Consider the following 15,877-nt stretch of genomic DNA (forward strand, 5'->3'; position numbering starts at 1 on the left):
GTAGAGAAAACTAGCTCTACTCGTTCGTGTATTAAAGCTTGCTAGCTTACGAGTAGGGAGCGCAACTAAATCACTAAAAAAAAGTAAGGTGACGAAATGCCTCCTTACCCACTACCAACCTTCAAAACTACTGTCATTGCACTGACTTGAGGCTGTCAATACTTCTAGTAAATAAATCGGTGAAGATACTCAGAACCGGACGCGATCGCACTTTGACATTTGTGCTAACCGATATCCCCAATTGTAGTGACACGCTTCGCCATACTCACCACTACCTTTTTTCAAACCGTGCATCATTTGTATATATTCGTCACTTATTACACGAAGTTGTTTGAGCCGTGTTACCGAGATGGGTGGTTAGTGGAATTGAACGGTGTATCCTAGTTTGGTCAGTTTATTCATTACCGATCGCTAATTCTTCTCGGCTTTTTCTTTGAGGGTAAATTTCTGGAAATTAATGTGCGCCAGCTCGTACCTCAAATGAAAACACAGCCCTAATTAACTTGACTCGTTCATCCAAACTAGGTGTGTCAACAAATCATCAGTTGACGAGACTTGCTAGTGCCGTGACAAGAGCTGCTGCCCAAAGTCCAAAATCTGGGTGCTGATGACTATAGTATTGTGCTGCTGTCATTCCAGCCGATCTCAAATAAATGACAATACCACTTTGATCGAGAAGATAGGAAGATAGTTACGGTTGAAAATCGCTCTAAATCTTCTATAGTTTAAGTTATGGCGGCATGATACTCATCTCAAGAGTTATATGATTACCCTACCTGGTATCATCATCCAAGCCAAGCTTTATGAAAGTTCAGCAACTCTTGTGTATCGGGGGATTGGAGAGCAAGATCGTCGTGCAGTTGTCGCTAAAGTCCTCAAGCAAGATTATCCCTCCTCCCAAGAATTAACCCGCTACAGGCAAGAATATGAAATTACTCGTTCCCTCAACCTAGAAGGTGCGATCGAGGCATACAGCCAGCAAGACTATCAACACACGCTGATCATCCTTCTAGAAGACTTTAGCGGCGAGTCTTTAGAACGCTGGCGACAGCAGCAATCGGACTTCTACCCCATGCCTAGTGCGAATTTTCTGAGGCTGGCGATCGCCATTACCGATATTTTAGGCAAAATTCATGCCGCTAATGTGATTCATAAAAATACCAACTCAAGCAATATCGTCCTGAATCCGAATACTGGCGTTGTCAAAATTATTGATTTTGGGATTGCTACTCGCTTCAGCCGCACCAATCCAACGTTTAAAAGTCTCCATCTTCTAGAAGGAACCCTTGCCTACTTATTAAATCGGTAATAAAAGGTACGAAAAGAAGTCTAGGTTTTTCAAAGGTTCCAGCTTCAAAAATGCACTCTCAATTATTGCCGGAGTAATAGGTAGAACAAATGAATTTCGGAACGTGTTGCGAGTAGACATCGGTGATTTCACCTCCTGAAAAAATGGGAAAAGCTGTTGAATGTAGTTCATTGGCAGCAAACTTAGGAATTAATCAACATATACGATTTCATCTTCTTTGCGCCAAGCAGGGTCTACGATACATAGAAATACCAAAGGTTCAACACCATAATTCCGAACAAATTGCTGAGAATTGGGTGGAATATAAACTGTGTCACCTGCTTCTATTGTCTCAATTTCACTGTCTATATGCATTTCTCCTTCACCGCTGAGGATGTAGTAGACTTCAGAGGTCTTTAAAGAATGCGGTTTAGAAGTTTCTCCTGCTGGTAGAATAGCGTGCGCTAAACTGTAGCTTAAGAGCTGATTTATAAAGTAAAAATCAAGCAGCTAGTCGTCTCAGCATCAGCCGTACCATAGCAGCGTAGACCATAGATTCACTTATTTCCGGTAGGAGTTCATAATCCTTACTTAGTCGTCGATAGCGTCCTAGCCAGCCAAAAGTTCGTTCAACTACCCATCTTCTGGGCAAAACTTCAAACCCATCTGTAATCCGCTTAACTATTTCTACTTCTGCACCGCAGACTACCATTACAGCTTGTGCAAAATTCTCTCCACTGTAGCCACTATCTGCCCAAATTAGCTCTAAAGACTTAGAGTTATAGCACTCTTCTAGCAATGCCACTATTGCTCCTAATCGTTCTGAAGCATTAGCTTCGGTGATTACTACACCCATTAGTAGTCCTTGAGGATCTACTACGACATGGCGTTTGCGACCTTTAACTAGCTTGCCGCCATCAAAGCCGGATACTTCCCCTTTTTTTCCGTCGTTTTTACGGACTGGCTATCCACAATTGCAGCAGTAGCTTGATGAGATTTGCCCAGCTTCATCCGTACTTGTTCACGTAAGGCAAGATTTATCTGCTGCCAAATTCCTCGTTTTTGCCAACGCCGAAAGTAATAATAAACCGTTGAATAGGGTGGGAAGTCATGTGGTAGCATCTCCCAAGCACAGCCAGTTTTCAGCAAATAAAAGATGGCATTTACTACCTCACGCATATCCACAGTACGTGGATGTCCTCCTGGTCTTACAGGTGGAATTAATGGTTCAATGATTTGCCATTCTCGATCGGTTAAATCACTTTTGTAAGCTTTTCTACTCATGAGGCAATGCTTTGGGCTACTGTCTTGTCATAGTAAAAGCCTCTTGCCTCCATTCTCGCTGCTTTCAACTTTTCTTTATAAATGACCTCTAACTCAAAAGGTTGCTTATCAGGATGCAAAAGCTCTCTCAATTTAGTACCATCTCCAGCAGCAAAGGTTTTACGTTCACTCAATTTTTGAATCAGCATTGATTAGACTCCTGAATACAACAAGGATGAACGATTTATTGACACGTCTTGAATTTCAGATTTCATGCACAAAAACAGAGTAGTAGGGTGGGCATCGTCCACCATTTTGTAAAACCCTTCACAGTAAGGTTTTGTGGGCACTGCCCACCCTACTGGCTTTTGCAAATCATTTACGCCGCGCTGCTGGTTTCATTCTTGACCTCGGTTTTGATTACGAAAGCTCTTAATTCGACCATCTTGTCGCCGCGAAAACGCCAGATATCGCAGTACGAGAATCAGCCACCTTCCCGTCTTAGGTTTAAGCGGCATAACGTTCCCGCTTACCGGACGCAGATCGCCTGTGCTTGTGACCAACAACCTATATTCGTTCTGGTGCAGAGGGTTTGTTAGCTGGTTTTTGTTGCATCGAACATGGAACTTTATGAGTTCAACGTCTTTTCAATCCGGCGATCGGGAATGAGCCACAGGACTGCAACCAAAACGTATAATGCACAGGCAAGCCAAGAAGTTGCAAAAGCAAGTGGAATTGCAACTGCATAAATCAATACCGATAACTTGCCTTTAAGATCCCGACCCAGAGCGTTCGCAAGTGTGGAACCTTGACCGTGGTGAAAAATCAGCGTGCGGGTCAGAGTGAAGTAGGCGATCGCAGCCAACAATAGAACCACACCATAAAGCGCCACAGGCAACGCCGCAAAGTTATTTTCACCCATCCATGCGGTGACAAAGGGGAATAATGATAACCAGAACAGCAAATATAGGTTTGCCCACAAAGTTGAACCATTCACTTGTCGGGCTGCCTGAAACAGGTGATGGTGATTGTTCCAGTAGATACCAACATGTACAAAGCTCAACACATAGCTTAGAAAGGTTGGAATCAGTGAACGTAGCGCAGCTAAATCTGACTCATGAGGTATTTTCAACTCCAGCACCATAATGGTGATAATAATAGCAATTACCCCATCACTGAATGCTTCTAACCTACCTTTAACCATTTTTGGGTGTGCTCCTTGTCTGCTTACCGCGTTGTGTAACTTTCAGCAATTTGCAATTTGTTAGCCTTACACGGTTGGAGTATGCTCTAGCGCAACTCGATCCCAATGTCCTAAGTTGGCTGCTGCTTCATAGGTGCTTTGGAAAAAAGCAAGGAGCATTGCATCTGGATCGTCAGCTTGTCTCACTGCTTCATAGGGTAGGATAAACTCTTGCATCTGGGAGCTATAAAAAGCTTCTCTGGGTTGGATCGGGTAATCTCGAAACCCTTCCGACGTAGGGTAAGCGTAAGCGTAAAAAACAGGCTCCACAATTGACCCACCCCCTGGCCAAAAGCCGCAACTACTAACTTCGTGTGAATAGGCTTCGCGCGTGACCCAATCTGCCATATTCGGAACCCCACCGGGATGTTCTGGCGCACGACGACCAGAGAAACGAGTCACAGCCAAGTCAAAACTGCCCCAAAAGAAATGCACAGGGCTGGATTTACCAATAAACTGCGAACGAAATAAGGTCATGACCCGATCGACTTGCACGAGAATTCGCCAGAACCGTTGTGCATATTCCGGATCGTAAGCGGCGTGTTGCTCATCCCTATCGAACGGGATTAGTTCTGACACTTCTTGCGGCATCGTCCAGATTCGGACTTCGATACCGATGTTGCTCAATGTGGTCAGCACGGTTTGATAAAAATCTGCAACAGAGCGAGGAGCCAATGCAATTCTTTTAGTAATGCCGTCGCTAGTGTCAATTTGTAGTTGATGGTCGAGAAAATCAAAGCTAATTTGAAAGTTACGAGTTTTGTAAGGGATTGAAGCGGTTGTCAGTCCACGCGGTGTGACATAGAGAGTAGACTGCCACCAGTGATTGAGTTTAGGAGCCAATGCCAACCGAATTTTACCAATGACTTGTGTCCATAAATGGACAGTTGTATATGTATCCTGCCAGGCTGCTAGGGGCAAACTGGGCCAAACAATGTCAATGGGAGTACTTTGAACAGAAACTGCCATAAGAAGCCTCCACTTGAAGAAAATATGCTAAAAAATGAGAAGAGAATCTAGATGAAATCAGAATCGCCATCAATAGTCTTTCCCCTGTTCATCTGCAAAACACCATAACCACTGCTCTCCCAGTTCAGCCGAGCTAACTACTGCATGACTTGTTGCCTCATAATGACGGCGAGCATGTTGATGCTCAGAAGAATCACAGCACAGCATTTTGCCACAGGTTTGGCAAATCCGCAGGTGTACCCAACGGCTATTTATTTTCATGCACTCTTCACAACGAAATACGGGATAGACTGCTTTAGAAATCAGGTTTTCCGCAGTTAGATTGTTGAGATGTTCGCAGGTCATAGTTTTTTGGTATCCTTGATAGGAGACAGCGGTGAACAGAATGATTGAGGCTGATGTGAAACCTGAAATTAGGTGTTCTATTCTTTTATCAAGACGCTACGCGATCGGAATAACAGCTGCAACCAATTGGTAAAGTTTGAGCCTGGCCATTCTGATAGGGTGACGCTCACAATTGGCATAAATTTCCTCCCTAACTTACATACAAGCTTTACGATGTTTGCTTCCAGAAACAATCTACCTATCGGAATAGCTTCATTCTTTAATTGCTCGACTCCCAGCTTTCTAATACCAATTCATTGACAACTTTACAGCTTGACCATCGTTGGTTCGTGACTGTGCAGGTTAGCGAACTGGAAGGGCTGATAGTCGATCGGGAGAAGAACGCTATCTTTGGGTGTGAGAAGCGCCTGAAGTCCAGTCTTGCTCATGGTTGTTTCCTCCTTTGTCCTTGGTTGGATTTCTGACATCTGAATCTCTCCTCTGTTCAAGTGGATGCTTTAACGGAGCGAGGGCAGTTTCTCTATCGGCGCGTCCTTCTCCTCAGCGTAGTCGCCGAATCACTCCGTTGCCGCTTGTGCAAAATTCACGGAACAATTGCAGTCACGCGGATTTCAATCCGCATTGTTGGAAGTGCAAGAGCCGCGACTCCTACCTCTGTCCAAATTGGGGCGTGGCTGGGCATGTAATGACGAAATAGCTTGACCATCACATCGTTAACCTCTGGGGGAAACCCGCCAACATGGTAAGAATTGATGTGGACAACATGATCCCAACCCGCACCAGCAGTCGCCAAGGTTCGCTCTACGTTCCGAAATGCCTGAGCAATCTCGTCCGCAAGCGATTCGGGAATTTGCAGATTGTCATCCCAGCCACCTTGACCTGATATCTCTACTCGATCGTCAATTTTTACCGCTTGCGAGTAGTGCAATCTACTCAGCATGTATTCCCCATAACCAGGGGTGACAAAAAACTCTGGCTTTTTCATGGTGTTCCTATTGATGAAAAGCTTGCTCTAACATTTAGTTGCTATGACTAGCACGATCGATTAGTGTATTCGAGGGCAAGTTCCGATTCATCAATTTACGCGCACTATCAACGCCCACAACAGGCAGTTTTTCAGCATCCAACAAGCCGATTTGAACCAAGACACTCGCCTGATCCCAGTAGAGGTGTTCATGGGCTATCTTGCCATCACGAAACCGAATAATCCCCACCACTGGCACTTCAACCCGTTTAAGAGTCGGAGCAACGCCAGGGATCATCCAGTCCATCTGAATCGTATGCGTGAACTTAGCCACCATTTCATCAACGAGTCGATCCGTCCCGATCGTGCGCGAAATCGGAACTAGCTCGAGGTCTGGCGGAATCTGGGGAATGAAGTCTTTGGAATAAAACTCACCCACTGCTGCTTTTCCGACTCCCCCAGTCATCACTGGAACGTTATTCACATAAGCGTCCTCAACCATCGTAGCGAGAGCATCTTCAGGGCTGTGAGTACCAAACTCGTGCCCGATATGCTCTTGCCAGACCGCTTGCAAGGCTGACTGAGCGGGTGTCAGGCTTGGAGTTGCCTGTACTGCCTGTTTGTCTGCTGTTTGCTCTTTGACCATGTTGAATTCTCCTAAGTTCTATCTAAACTGCATTGATTCCAATGCTTTACTTCTTTGAGATCCTTACAATGATTCGTCAGATTCTTACGAGTTGCGCGTCTATCCAGCACATCACACCCAGGGTGCCTGTCCGCTGGATGCGGTGAGTTCAAGACGCTACGCGATGGTGATGGAAAGACGGATTGCGGACTCGTCAGCCGTAGTGGTGGTTTGAGCTGTTTGTGAATTCATAGTTTTGAGCGATTGGATTAGAGTGATGCGGTTGCCTCAATTTCAGGTGCATAAATCGTCTCGTCTTCTTTGCGCCAAGCTGGATCGACTAGACAAACGAAAACAATGGGTTCGTCGCCGTAGTTGTGAAGGAACTGCAAGTGGGTGATCTTGAAGATTCTGCCCGACACCCGGCAAATCAAAAACTACAGGAATGCCTACTGCCCGCAGATGTTCAGCTGGTCCAATTCCAGAAAGCATGAGCAGTTTAGGAGAATCGAAGGCGCCAGCACTCAAAATCACTTCCCAGTTGACCCTAACTTGATACTCCGTTCCGTTTTGAACATACACTACCCCTACCGCGCGCTTTCCCTCAAAGAGTAAACGAGTCACCAATGCTCCTGTTTGAATGGTCAAGTTGGGGCGATCTTTAATCGGACGCAGAAATGCCACTGCTGTACTTTGGCGCTTGCCATCTTTCACGGTCACTTGGTAAAGTCCTGCACCTGACTGCTGTACGCCATTAAAGTCGGGATTTTGCTCATAGCCCTGTGCTTGAGCGGCTTCCACAAAGCGTTGCGACACTTTTGCAGGAGAGAGTGGATCTGTGATGCTAAGTGGTCCATCAACCCCGTGAAATAACGATGCTCCCCGCTGCTGGTTTTCCGATTTCTTGAAGTAAGGCAAGACATCCTGATAACTCCAACCAATATTACCTAACGCTTGCCAGCTATTGTAGTCACGTTCATTGCCTCGGATATAAATCATGCCATTAATCGAACTGCTGCCGCCCAAGACTTTACCGCGTGAAGATAAAATTTTGCGGTTATTTAAGTAAGGTTCCCCTTCAGTTAAGTATGCCCAGTCCACTTCCGAGCCTAAGAGTGTAGTAGGCCACAAGTTCGGAACTTGAAGTTCTGGCTTGGTATCAGGACCACCCGCTTCGAGCAGCAATACTTTAGTATTAGGGTCTTCTGTAAGACGATTAGCAACAACGCAGCCTGCTGAACCGGCGCCAATCACAATATAATCAAAAGCAGCACTGTGATGGTATGTAGTTGTCATGATTTCTCCTTTTCAGGTCATTGTTTGTTGAATGACGGTGACATTAGTGGGTTGGCGATCGCAAATTCTGCTGCTAGTCGCGCCCTGCCACAATAATCTTTTCTGCTAAACCGATCGGGTTAGAAAACATGACCTCATGACTACCGGGCATTTGTACAAGCCGAAATAGCCCCAAGCGGTTAGACATTCTCGGATGCCAACCCCACTGTTCGCCTTGAGGGAAGACATTATCTTCTGTACAGTAGAGGTAACTTTTAGGAATGGGCAGCGAGTAAAACTGCTTCAAGTCCAGCTTGTCAATCCACGGTTGATACGGTTCAGGGGATAGTTGTGCGTAACTCGATCGAGCCAAATCGAGGTCAGCATCATTGATCAGCACTTCTCGCCAAAGCTCAAACGGCAGCATCATCGTACGATCGTCTGATTCTCTAGCTAGAGAGTCAAATAACGTTTGATAGTGCGGCGGAATGCTATCTCTGAGGCTTTCACCATCATTGAGGACAAAGGCATCGAAGAAAATGAGCCGTCGAATGCGATCGCTAATCGCTTCAGCAACTTTCGCAATGATTGTTCCGGCAAAACTATGACCTAAGAGAACAATATCGGTTAAGTCTTTGCCAACAATGTAATCGACGATCGATTGTGTGCATTGAGCATGGTTAACGTTTTTATCTACGCTTTTACCATGTCCGGCGATCGTGGGAGCAAACGCTTGATGCCCTTTCGCCTCCAGATGTTGGATGACAGCTTTCCAAGCAGAACTATCATGCCATGAGCCATGAACTAAGATAAAAGTTGACATAGAATTTCTCCTTCAGATGCGATCTAAAAATTAAGCCCGTTTGTTCTCTCTTGAACGACTAACGACCAAGATAAGTGGCAGCAGATAACCTTTGCATTACCACCAAAATCTCTCAACTACCCACTTCATCGACTTGTTAGCTGGCTGGTGCTACCAACTGTCAACTAATTCTTGAATTTTAGATTGTGCTTCGTCTAGCCCTCGCTTCCGTGCCTCGTCTCCCATATCTAGACCATTGGCATGAATAAACTGAATATCGGTCACACCCATGAATTGAAAAGCGTATCGGAGTGCAGGTTCTTGACAATCCCATCCTTCATAAGGAGAACCTGCTCCAAATTCAACGCCTCGTGATGTGATGAACAACACTTTTTTACCGTTTGCAAGTCCTTTGACTTGACCATCCTCATCCGTGAATGTGCGACCCACACGAACCACCTGATCGATGTAAGCCTTGAAGTTAGACGGAATGCTGAAGTTGTACATCGGCACACTGAAAACACATTGATCGGCAGCCAAAAACTCATCCACTAACTCATCAGAAAACTTCAGCAGTTCAGCCATTTCTGGAGTCAGTGCTTCTGGAGGAGTAAAACAAGCCGCAATCCATTCTTCGGTGACGTGAGGAACTGGCGTTTGTCTTAGATCGCGATAGGCGATCGCATCATCAGGATGTAGGTCTTGCCAAGCAACTATAAACTCCTTGGCTAATTGGCGAGATTTAGAGCGATCGCCCCGTGGACTTGAATCAAGATGCAAAATGCTTGCCATAGTGCCTCAATCAGAAATTTCAATTGCCATCTAGACAGTAAACTACCGCTTATGCAAAACTCACGGAATAATTGCAGTAACGCGGATTTCAATCCGCATCGTAGTTCACGAATGCATTAATGTCATGAGCATTGATTGCTGCTTCCATCTTGAGCAGGACTGAGAGGTTGCTTTCAGTGGGAATAGTATTCATCTGCATATCATGAACTTCTAATGCATGAGTCTTCAATATGGCTAATCAGTTGATTACTTCAGTGCTGCTGTTGCCTCAATCTCAACCAATGTCTCTGGAGAGGCGAGTGAGGCAACGCCGATGCCCGTCAGCGCTGGGCGCGACTCTCCCAGATATTGCGTCAGAATCGGTGCGATCTCCTCAAGGAATTCTCCAAGTTCGCCCCGAACATAGATGCGAAGGCTGAGCAGATTCTCGATCGAACTTCCCGATGCATCTAGAACGGTAGTTAGGTTAGTCAGCGCCGTCGAGAGTTGCCCCTCGACGGTATGGGATGAAACTTGGTGGTTCATGTCCCAATCAACTTGACCAGAAATGTAAACAGTGCCTGTCGCGGTATCGACAACAGCATGGGATAATCCGTGCGGTCTGCCATCATAGTGTTCTGGCGGATTGATCAGTTGCTTTCTCATTGTGTTTAATCCTTTTGCATGTGAAATTTTCAACAATGCATCCACACTCGTTTACTGCGCGGTTGCAGCCTTCTCAATGAGCTTGGCAACAGCATCTGAATGGGAAACCATCACGACATGGGACGCGCCATTCACAACAACGGTCTCCTTCGAGTTAGCCCGCTTCGCCATGAAAGACAGTGCTGCTGGAGGAATGTTCAAGTCGCGATCGCCATAAATAAACCAGGACGGGGTAGATTTCCATGCGGGCGCACCGGAAGCTTCGTTCAGCGCGGCTTCCTTAATCGGGCGCTGGGTGCTAGCCATCAGTTGCGCGTCGTTAGCGGGCACATCCGCAGCAAACTGGGCGTGGAACTTGTCCTGCTGAATGTAGAGGTCTTTACCATCCTTGGGCAGTTCAACGGGTGGCGCGAGTGTTGGTCCGAGTGTGCTGCCCGGATAACGTCCTGAGAGTTCAATGGCAGTCTCGCCCGCCTCAGGAGCGAAGCCAGCAACGTAGACCAGTGCTTTCACGTTCCTGTTACCATTGACGGCATTGGTAATGACCGAGCCTCCGTAAGAATGCCCAACCAGCACGATGGGTCCGTTGATGTCTTTAAGGGCGCTGGCAACATAATCTGCGTCGCTCTTAACGCCGCGCAGAGGATTAGCCACAGCAACCGTCGGATAACCTTTCGCGATCAGCCTGGTCAATACACCGTTCCAACTAGAAGACTCGGCGAATGCACCATGAACGAACACGATCGTGGGCTTGTTGACTTGTGCATTTGCAGTACTCATGATAGCTCCTAGAGAAGTGATGGTAAGAGTTCCTAAAAAGAGAGTGACAATCAGAAGCAGGCGGATGCTGTTCCTGAAGTTAAGCATGTTCATAGTGCGATCTCCATTTGAATTTGGGTAGTGCTTTCCTTCTGTTTCAACGAGCATTGACTGAAAATGTGATTTCTTGATGGCTGAACTTGTATTGGGCTGCTTCAGTTCTTGGTGAAGGCGGTAGTCACAAGATATTTGCGAATGTTTGAAGTTGTGCTACTTAGGGCTATTTTTCAGGTGACGATTTAAAGCGATCGGTGAGGACAATCTAACTTTTGGCAAATTCCAGCACAATTTTCCCTTGCGTCCCCCCTTGCTCTAGACGCTGATGTGCTTGGATTACCCGATCCCAAGACAGCGTTGAATCAATGACGGGGCGAAGCTGAGTGCGCTCGATTAGTTTTGTCAAAGCATCTAATTTTGCTCGGTACTGTGGCGTGAAAACAAAATGGATAGTCAGATTCTTGCCCCATGCTTCGATGAGTGATTGCGGCGTTTCAGTGTCTACAATACTCACAAGCCTGCCAAATGGGCGAATAATTTCTGGGCTGCGCTGGATTGTTTGCCCACCGAGCGTATCCAAAACTAAATCAACGCCTAGCCCGTCTGTTTCCTGATAAATAACTTCCGCGTAATCTTCGTTTTTGTAATCAATGGCTCGATCTGCGCCAAGTTTTTTCACAAAATCGAGATTTTTAGAACTGCACGTTGTAAAAACATAGGCTCCCATCGCTTTTGCAAGTTGAATTGCAAGAGAGCCAACGCCACCAGCACCCGCATGAATTAGAACCGATTCCCCAACTTGAAGATTGCCTCTCGTTACTAGGCAATCCCAAGCCGTCCCCCCTGCAAGCGGAAAACACGCTGCTTCAATGTGCGACAAGTTAGAAGGCTTAAGCGCAACAATCCCTGCATCAGCAACATGATATTGAGCATAGCTGCCAGATTCTCCAAAAATCTGCGGCGAGTAATAAACTTCGTTTCCTACCTCAAAGTCTGTCACCGACTCTCCAACTGTCTCGATAACCCCCGAAATGTCAACTCCGATAATTGCTGGTAATCGAACCAAGTCTTTGTAGTCACCACGGCGAGTCTGATAATCAACTGGATTGATCGATGTCGCACACACCCGTACTAAAACCTGATTAGGTTTTGGTATTGGCTTGGGTACAGTTTGAATCTCAAAACTCTCAGCACCACCAAATGTTGTCAGCACGGCTGCTTCCATATATTCCATCTCTGCTAACCATCCTTGCTTTATAATCAACGGTAAAGGTATTTCACATACCACTCAATGTATATAGTGGTTCTCTCTTGTCCCGCAAGTCAGCACCATCTAGTAAGGTAGTTACTGTTTAGTCGCAAATGCAGTCATCACAATCCCGTAATTTGCCAAAAAAAATCCCTGCTTCTCAACCAACTGTGGCTCGTATCGTGGAGCATACTCTTGGTTGTAAATGGATGCTGGAGGTTTTACGCTTAATTCGTCAAGGTACCAACCGCCCAGGAGCAATGACTCGTGCAACTGAGCGATTGACCACTAAGGTTTTGAATGAGCGATTAGTAGATCTCGTCAACTTTGGTATTGTCGAGAAAGTTGCTTATCCAGAAATTCCGCCCCGCGTGGAGTACAAGTTGACTGCCTTTGGCTCTCGGTTCGTTGAAATTCTAGATCTTATTGATGATCTAGAAGAATATTGCCAAGGTCGCCTCTAGAGCATTGGGATAGATAGTAGCTTATGTGCAAGTTAAAGCGCAACCCAAAACCGCGCTGCACCGGAACGCTTCAATATGGTCGGTTGAGTTGCAAAGGTTATCTGCGTCCGGTGAGCGCGAACGTGGGTCACACCGCGATAGATCAACTGATGAACGGCTAAACTGCCTGGGATTTCCGTCGTTAAGAGCGATCGGACTTTCTGAAATGGGTGCTTTGAAGTTTCAGAAGGGTGACACTCGTAGGTAACACCACGATAGATTAATTTCATCTTTCATTGTCCTAATTTCTTCTAAGGCGTACTCAGTTTTAATGCTTGACTGCTTTGGTGATTCTTACAATGTTTTATTAAATTCTTACGATTAGCGCACCTGCTTCGGTGTCATTCCAGTGATTCGCTTAAACTGCTGCGTCAAGTGGCTTTGACTGGAAAACCCAGTTTGGAAAGCAATATCAGCAATGGTTAAATCCGTTTTCGATAACATCGATTTCGCCCGTTCTACCCGTTGTTGAATCACGTACTGATGCGGAGAAATTCCCATCGTCTGTTTGAATAAACTGGCAAAGTAAGTCGGGCTGATATTGATCGCGCTGGCAAGTTCAATCAGTGACAAATCTCGGTCAATGTAAGTGTGAATATAGTCAATCGCTTGCTGCAATTGGGTGTGCGTTAAGCCTCTGTTCTTGAATTCAATTGTTGGCGTTGTAATTGTTAGCATGGTTCAAAAATTGGCAATCTTGTTCAACAAAACAGGCAAAAGATAGCGATCGCGCATTAGATATGGGAATCCGGTTTGATTTATGAATTTACTCGTGAAAATAGGGAACAGGGAACGGGGAACAGGGAACATTTTATGTACTGAGTTTTTTTCAAAAATCAAATATGAGTCCTATAGCTTACCAGCACTAATAAACAAGTCAAATATAAAATGGGAGCAAAGATCGGGGAGTTTAATGACTTGCAGCAATAATGGCTGTCATCAACTGGGTCGTGTTCCAGCGCCCAGTATACCGAATGTTATTGATAAATAGGGCTGGGGCAGTCGTTACTCCACTGTGTATTCCGCCTTCGATCTCTTCATTGATGCGAGCGACATGCACTTGTTTAGACAAATCTTTGAGAAACTGCGAGATATCAAGTCCTAAATCGTTGGCGTACTCGACAAGATAGCCGTTTCCTAACTCTTGTCGATGCTTGAATAGCAGATCGTGCATCTGCCAAAACTGACCCTGGACAGCGGCGGCTTGGGCGGCTTGGGCTGCCCGTTGAGCATGAGGATGAATCTGTATTTGCGGAAAATGACGGAAGATAAAGCATAAATAATCCTCTCCAAAAGAAGCACTAAGCTCTCGTCCAATCGCTTTAATCAGCTTGTAAACCTCCGCACTTCTAGAGCATTGATAGTCTCCATACATCACCAGCACTACCTTGGCACTCAGCACACCTTGCATCCAATCTTGGGTTGAAGGTGGTACAAGCAAGGTACTGTGGTTACGAGCGTCGTTCATTTTTTTACATCTGCATCAAACATGGAACCTTGCAATTGACTTGCATGGGTTCATTGATTACATAACGCTCGGCATCACCCGCCGCGCATTCAACTCTGCTACGGCCAAGTTCTCGATGAGAGGCACGCTAATTCGCGGTCGGGTGCATGCCGTTGTTAGACCGCGTGCCACAAGGCCAGAGTCGTCAATTAGCGCACGAGCAAGTCCAGTTGGCGTACATCTAGACCGGCCTCACGATGGTACTTCCGAGTCAGCTCAAGTGCGGTGAAACCATCCTCGTAGGCAGCAAAGCCGCCGTCGACCGACTTGTTTAGATAGATCAGGCCACCCTCAACTATGAAAAGAATTATCGCTGGCTCTGGTGAGTCCTCGGTGATAACCAGCGTGTGAGCCTCACCGGCAGGTTCGTAAATAAACGTTCCGGGCTTTGCCACCCAGTCATACTCTAGGTATCGCCAATGACCACGCATCGTATAGCCATGAACAGTGCCCACGTGGTAATGAGTGCCCAGCATGGCTCCGGGGAGACCTTTCAGAACTACGCTGAATCCACCAGACGTGACGTTGAAGCAGCAGGGCTGGAACCAGACACCATCTGCATAAGGAACCCAGAGGCGGTCATCTTCCAAGTTGGTGTTGGTAATGAAGTGTTCGCGGCTCCTTCGATTAGGATCGAGACCGTCGGTGAAACTATTGAAAGCGGTGATTGGCATTTGTCCCTCCTAAAAACTAGCTGCGTGTCAATCGTTCAAGGCGAATTTCATTGAACGATGTGTAGTACTACGATGAACAGCGGTCTAACCTTGCAATTGACTTGCATGGGTTCATCGATCGCATAACTGTTTGCATAGATTCAATATAGGCGATCGCCTTCAAGCCGTCGTCTATAGCAAGTTAAAATTTTTACAGTATAAATTGATAGAGCAACCCTTCCATCGTGGAGTAGAAGGCTGGTTCTAACTCAAGTTAGAATCCCAATTCTATCGAAAGTACATCCTATAAATTAACAATGCCGCGTTTAACCGCAACAATCACAGCTTGGGTGCGATCGCTCACATCTAACTTATTCAAAATCCGATTCACATGAGATTTAACAGTGCCTTCACCGATAATCAAAGCAGCCGCAATATCGGCATTACTCATCCCCTGTGCCATTGAACGGAGTACCGCCAGTTCTCTTTCACTCAATTCTGGATTGCTCAGGCGCTGTACCAACTTTGCTCCCACATCAGGCGGAATATACTGCTGACCCCGATGAACGGTACGAATGGCATTCAGCAGCTCGTCAGGTTCAGTTTCTTTCAACAGGTATCCTTTTGCTCCTGCCTGCAATCCCCGATAGATATCTTCGTCACTATCATACGTTGTCAGGACAATAATCCGAGCCGATTTAGATTGGGCGCGAATGGCAGTAATCGCTTCAACTCCTTCAACTTCAGGCATTCGCAGATCCATCAGCGTGACATCTGGTTGGTGTTGGCGAAATAAGGCGATCGCCTGGAACCCATTTTCGGCTTGCGCAATCGCACTCATATCTGGGTCACGGCTAATAATCGTGGCTAATCCTTGCCGAAAAATGGCATGATCGTCTGCAATCAGAACCCGAATTGTCGTGGCTTTGCTCATCGTG

At 46.1% G+C, this 15,877-nt stretch carries 19 protein-coding genes and 5 pseudogenes; 2 read left to right on the forward strand and 22 right to left on the reverse strand.

The genetic code is table 11. The annotated features are described in order from the left end of the window. Positions 1–763: 763 nt before the first annotated feature. A pseudogene (locus N4J56_RS37345) lies at positions 764–1,297 on the forward strand (serine/threonine protein kinase); the annotation flags it as partial. A gap of 201 nt (positions 1,298–1,498) precedes the next feature. Here the strand turns inward: N4J56_RS37345 and N4J56_RS37350 are convergent. From N4J56_RS37350 to N4J56_RS37425, 17 genes and pseudogenes are all read right to left on the reverse strand, one after another. Beyond that, a pseudogene (locus N4J56_RS37350) lies at positions 1,499–1,768 on the reverse strand (cupin domain-containing protein); the annotation flags it as partial. Between the two features lie 22 nt (positions 1,769–1,790). Then, positions 1,791–2,572 (reverse strand): IS5 family transposase gene (locus tag N4J56_RS37355; RefSeq protein ID WP_317106049.1). Its coding sequence is split into 2 segments (ribosomal slippage): positions 1,791–2,239 and positions 2,239–2,572, totalling 783 coding nucleotides; the frame shifts between segments, so codons are not numbered across the junction. A gap of 89 nt (positions 2,573–2,661) precedes the next feature. Beyond that, positions 2,662–2,760 (reverse strand): annotated as a pseudogene (locus N4J56_RS41635) (cupin domain-containing protein); the annotation flags it as partial. A gap of 189 nt (positions 2,761–2,949) precedes the next feature. Beyond that, positions 2,950–3,114, reverse strand: a complete 165-nt coding sequence (locus N4J56_RS37365) for a hypothetical protein (RefSeq protein WP_317111972.1) — start codon at positions 3,112–3,114, stop codon at positions 2,950–2,952. Between the two features lie 65 nt (positions 3,115–3,179). Then, entirely contained in the window at positions 3,180–3,755 is a 576-nt protein-coding gene (locus N4J56_RS37370) for a TMEM175 family protein (RefSeq protein WP_317111974.1), read from the reverse strand. A gap of 66 nt (positions 3,756–3,821) precedes the next feature. After that, positions 3,822–4,763 (reverse strand): DUF5996 family protein, encoded by a 942-nt coding sequence (locus N4J56_RS37375; RefSeq protein WP_317111976.1) that lies wholly within the window; start codon positions 4,761–4,763, stop codon positions 3,822–3,824. A 69-nt stretch (positions 4,764–4,832) separates the two neighbouring features. Next, positions 4,833–5,108, reverse strand: a complete 276-nt coding sequence (locus N4J56_RS37380) for a UBP-type zinc finger domain-containing protein (protein ID WP_317111978.1) — start codon at positions 5,106–5,108, stop codon at positions 4,833–4,835. A gap of 305 nt (positions 5,109–5,413) precedes the next feature. After that, positions 5,414–5,536, reverse strand: a complete 123-nt coding sequence (locus N4J56_RS37385) for a hypothetical protein (protein ID WP_317111980.1) — start codon at positions 5,534–5,536, stop codon at positions 5,414–5,416. A 155-nt stretch (positions 5,537–5,691) separates the two neighbouring features. Next, positions 5,692–6,093 carry a RidA family protein gene (locus N4J56_RS37390; RefSeq protein ID WP_317111982.1) on the reverse strand — a complete coding sequence of 134 codons (402 nt, stop codon included), beginning with the start codon at positions 6,091–6,093 and terminating at the stop codon, positions 5,692–5,694. Positions 6,094–6,127: 34 nt separating this feature from the next. Then, complete coding sequence (locus N4J56_RS37395; RefSeq protein WP_317111983.1) at positions 6,128–6,718, reverse strand: ester cyclase; 591 nt, start codon at positions 6,716–6,718, stop codon at positions 6,128–6,130. Between the two features lie 248 nt (positions 6,719–6,966). Further along, positions 6,967–7,086, reverse strand: a pseudogene (locus tag N4J56_RS41640) (cupin domain-containing protein); the annotation flags it as partial. Next, positions 7,082–7,993, reverse strand: a pseudogene (locus N4J56_RS37400) (GMC family oxidoreductase); the annotation flags it as partial. The pseudogenes N4J56_RS37400 and N4J56_RS41640, both read right to left, overlap by 5 nt. Positions 7,994–8,066: 73 nt before the next feature. Further along, entirely contained in the window at positions 8,067–8,795 is a 729-nt protein-coding gene (locus N4J56_RS37405) for an alpha/beta hydrolase (RefSeq protein WP_317111986.1), read from the reverse strand. Between the two features lie 150 nt (positions 8,796–8,945). Continuing rightward, on the reverse strand, positions 8,946–9,566 hold the full coding sequence (locus N4J56_RS37410) for an FMN-dependent NADH-azoreductase (protein WP_317111987.1): 621 nt from the start codon (positions 9,564–9,566) through the stop codon (positions 8,946–8,948). A gap of 246 nt (positions 9,567–9,812) precedes the next feature. Beyond that, positions 9,813–10,211 carry a RidA family protein gene (locus N4J56_RS37415; protein WP_317111988.1) on the reverse strand — a complete coding sequence of 133 codons (399 nt, stop codon included), beginning with the start codon at positions 10,209–10,211 and terminating at the stop codon, positions 9,813–9,815. A gap of 51 nt (positions 10,212–10,262) precedes the next feature. Beyond that, positions 10,263–11,138, reverse strand: a complete 876-nt coding sequence (locus tag N4J56_RS37420; protein ID WP_317111990.1) for an alpha/beta hydrolase — start codon at positions 11,136–11,138, stop codon at positions 10,263–10,265. Between the two features lie 154 nt (positions 11,139–11,292). Further along, entirely contained in the window at positions 11,293–12,261 is a 969-nt protein-coding gene (locus N4J56_RS37425; protein WP_410500827.1) for a zinc-dependent alcohol dehydrogenase family protein, read from the reverse strand. A gap of 128 nt (positions 12,262–12,389) precedes the next feature. Here N4J56_RS37425 and N4J56_RS37430 point away from each other — a divergent pair, with 128 nt between their 5' ends. Next, positions 12,390–12,740 (forward strand): winged helix-turn-helix transcriptional regulator, encoded by a 351-nt coding sequence (locus N4J56_RS37430; protein WP_410500795.1) that lies wholly within the window; start codon positions 12,390–12,392, stop codon positions 12,738–12,740. A gap of 32 nt (positions 12,741–12,772) precedes the next feature. Here N4J56_RS37430 and N4J56_RS37435 read toward each other — a convergent pair whose 3' ends face one another. The 5 genes from N4J56_RS37435 to N4J56_RS37455 form a co-directional block, all read right to left on the reverse strand. Continuing rightward, on the reverse strand, positions 12,773–13,009 hold the full coding sequence (locus N4J56_RS37435; protein ID WP_317111993.1) for a DUF4278 domain-containing protein: 237 nt from the start codon (positions 13,007–13,009) through the stop codon (positions 12,773–12,775). A gap of 91 nt (positions 13,010–13,100) precedes the next feature. Next, positions 13,101–13,457, reverse strand: coding sequence for an AraC family transcriptional regulator (locus N4J56_RS37440; RefSeq protein WP_317111994.1), 357 nt, complete (start codon positions 13,455–13,457; stop codon positions 13,101–13,103). Positions 13,458–13,689: 232 nt separating this feature from the next. Then, the gene (locus tag N4J56_RS37445) at positions 13,690–14,247 is read right to left on the reverse strand and encodes a DsbA family protein (RefSeq protein ID WP_317111995.1); all 558 of its coding nucleotides are present in this window, start codon (positions 14,245–14,247) and stop codon (positions 13,690–13,692) included. A 188-nt stretch (positions 14,248–14,435) separates the two neighbouring features. Beyond that, complete coding sequence (locus tag N4J56_RS37450) at positions 14,436–14,960, reverse strand: 2,4'-dihydroxyacetophenone dioxygenase family protein (protein WP_317111996.1); 525 nt, start codon at positions 14,958–14,960, stop codon at positions 14,436–14,438. Positions 14,961–15,243: 283 nt separating this feature from the next. After that, positions 15,244–15,873, reverse strand: coding sequence for a response regulator transcription factor (locus tag N4J56_RS37455; RefSeq protein ID WP_317111998.1), 630 nt, complete (start codon positions 15,871–15,873; stop codon positions 15,244–15,246). Positions 15,874–15,877 lie beyond the last annotated feature (4 nt).

Origin of the sequence: Chroococcidiopsis sp. SAG 2025, from assembly GCF_032860985.1 — a bacterium.
Classification (GTDB): Bacteria; Cyanobacteriota; Cyanobacteriia; order Cyanobacteriales; family Chroococcidiopsidaceae; genus Chroococcidiopsis.

Bases quoted from the DNA above. Each gene is read 5' to 3' on its own strand.
- N4J56_RS37370 (WP_317111974.1), bottom strand. From the start codon at position 3,755: ATGGTTAAAGGTAGGTTAGAAGCATTCAGTGATGGGGTAATTGCTATT.
- N4J56_RS37375 (WP_317111976.1), bottom strand. From the start codon at position 4,763: ATGGCAGTTTCTGTTCAAAGTACTCCCATTGACATTGTTTGGCCCAGT.
- N4J56_RS37380 (WP_317111978.1), bottom strand. From the start codon at position 5,108: ATGACCTGCGAACATCTCAACAATCTAACTGCGGAAAACCTGATTTCT.
- N4J56_RS37385 (WP_317111980.1), bottom strand. From the start codon at position 5,536: ATGAGCAAGACTGGACTTCAGGCGCTTCTCACACCCAAAGATAGCGTT.
- N4J56_RS37390 (WP_317111982.1), bottom strand. From the start codon at position 6,093: ATGAAAAAGCCAGAGTTTTTTGTCACCCCTGGTTATGGGGAATACATG.
- N4J56_RS37395 (WP_317111983.1), bottom strand. From the start codon at position 6,718: ATGGTCAAAGAGCAAACAGCAGACAAACAGGCAGTACAGGCAACTCCA.
- N4J56_RS37405 (WP_317111986.1), bottom strand. From the start codon at position 8,795: ATGTCAACTTTTATCTTAGTTCATGGCTCATGGCATGATAGTTCTGCT.
- N4J56_RS37410 (WP_317111987.1), bottom strand. From the start codon at position 9,566: ATGGCAAGCATTTTGCATCTTGATTCAAGTCCACGGGGCGATCGCTCT.
- N4J56_RS37415 (WP_317111988.1), bottom strand. From the start codon at position 10,211: ATGAGAAAGCAACTGATCAATCCGCCAGAACACTATGATGGCAGACCG.
- N4J56_RS37420 (WP_317111990.1), bottom strand. From the start codon at position 11,138: ATGCTCGTTGAAACAGAAGGAAAGCACTACCCAAATTCAAATGGAGAT.
- N4J56_RS37425 (WP_410500827.1), bottom strand. From the start codon at position 12,261: ATGGAATATATGGAAGCAGCCGTGCTGACAACATTTGGTGGTGCTGAG.
- N4J56_RS37430 (WP_410500795.1), top strand. From the start codon at position 12,390: ATGCAGTCATCACAATCCCGTAATTTGCCAAAAAAAATCCCTGCTTCT.
- N4J56_RS37435 (WP_317111993.1), bottom strand. From the start codon at position 13,009: ATGAAATTAATCTATCGTGGTGTTACCTACGAGTGTCACCCTTCTGAA.
- N4J56_RS37440 (WP_317111994.1), bottom strand. From the start codon at position 13,457: ATGCTAACAATTACAACGCCAACAATTGAATTCAAGAACAGAGGCTTA.
- N4J56_RS37445 (WP_317111995.1), bottom strand. From the start codon at position 14,247: ATGAACGACGCTCGTAACCACAGTACCTTGCTTGTACCACCTTCAACC.
- N4J56_RS37450 (WP_317111996.1), bottom strand. From the start codon at position 14,960: ATGCCAATCACCGCTTTCAATAGTTTCACCGACGGTCTCGATCCTAAT.
- N4J56_RS37455 (WP_317111998.1), bottom strand. From the start codon at position 15,873: ATGAGCAAAGCCACGACAATTCGGGTTCTGATTGCAGACGATCATGCC.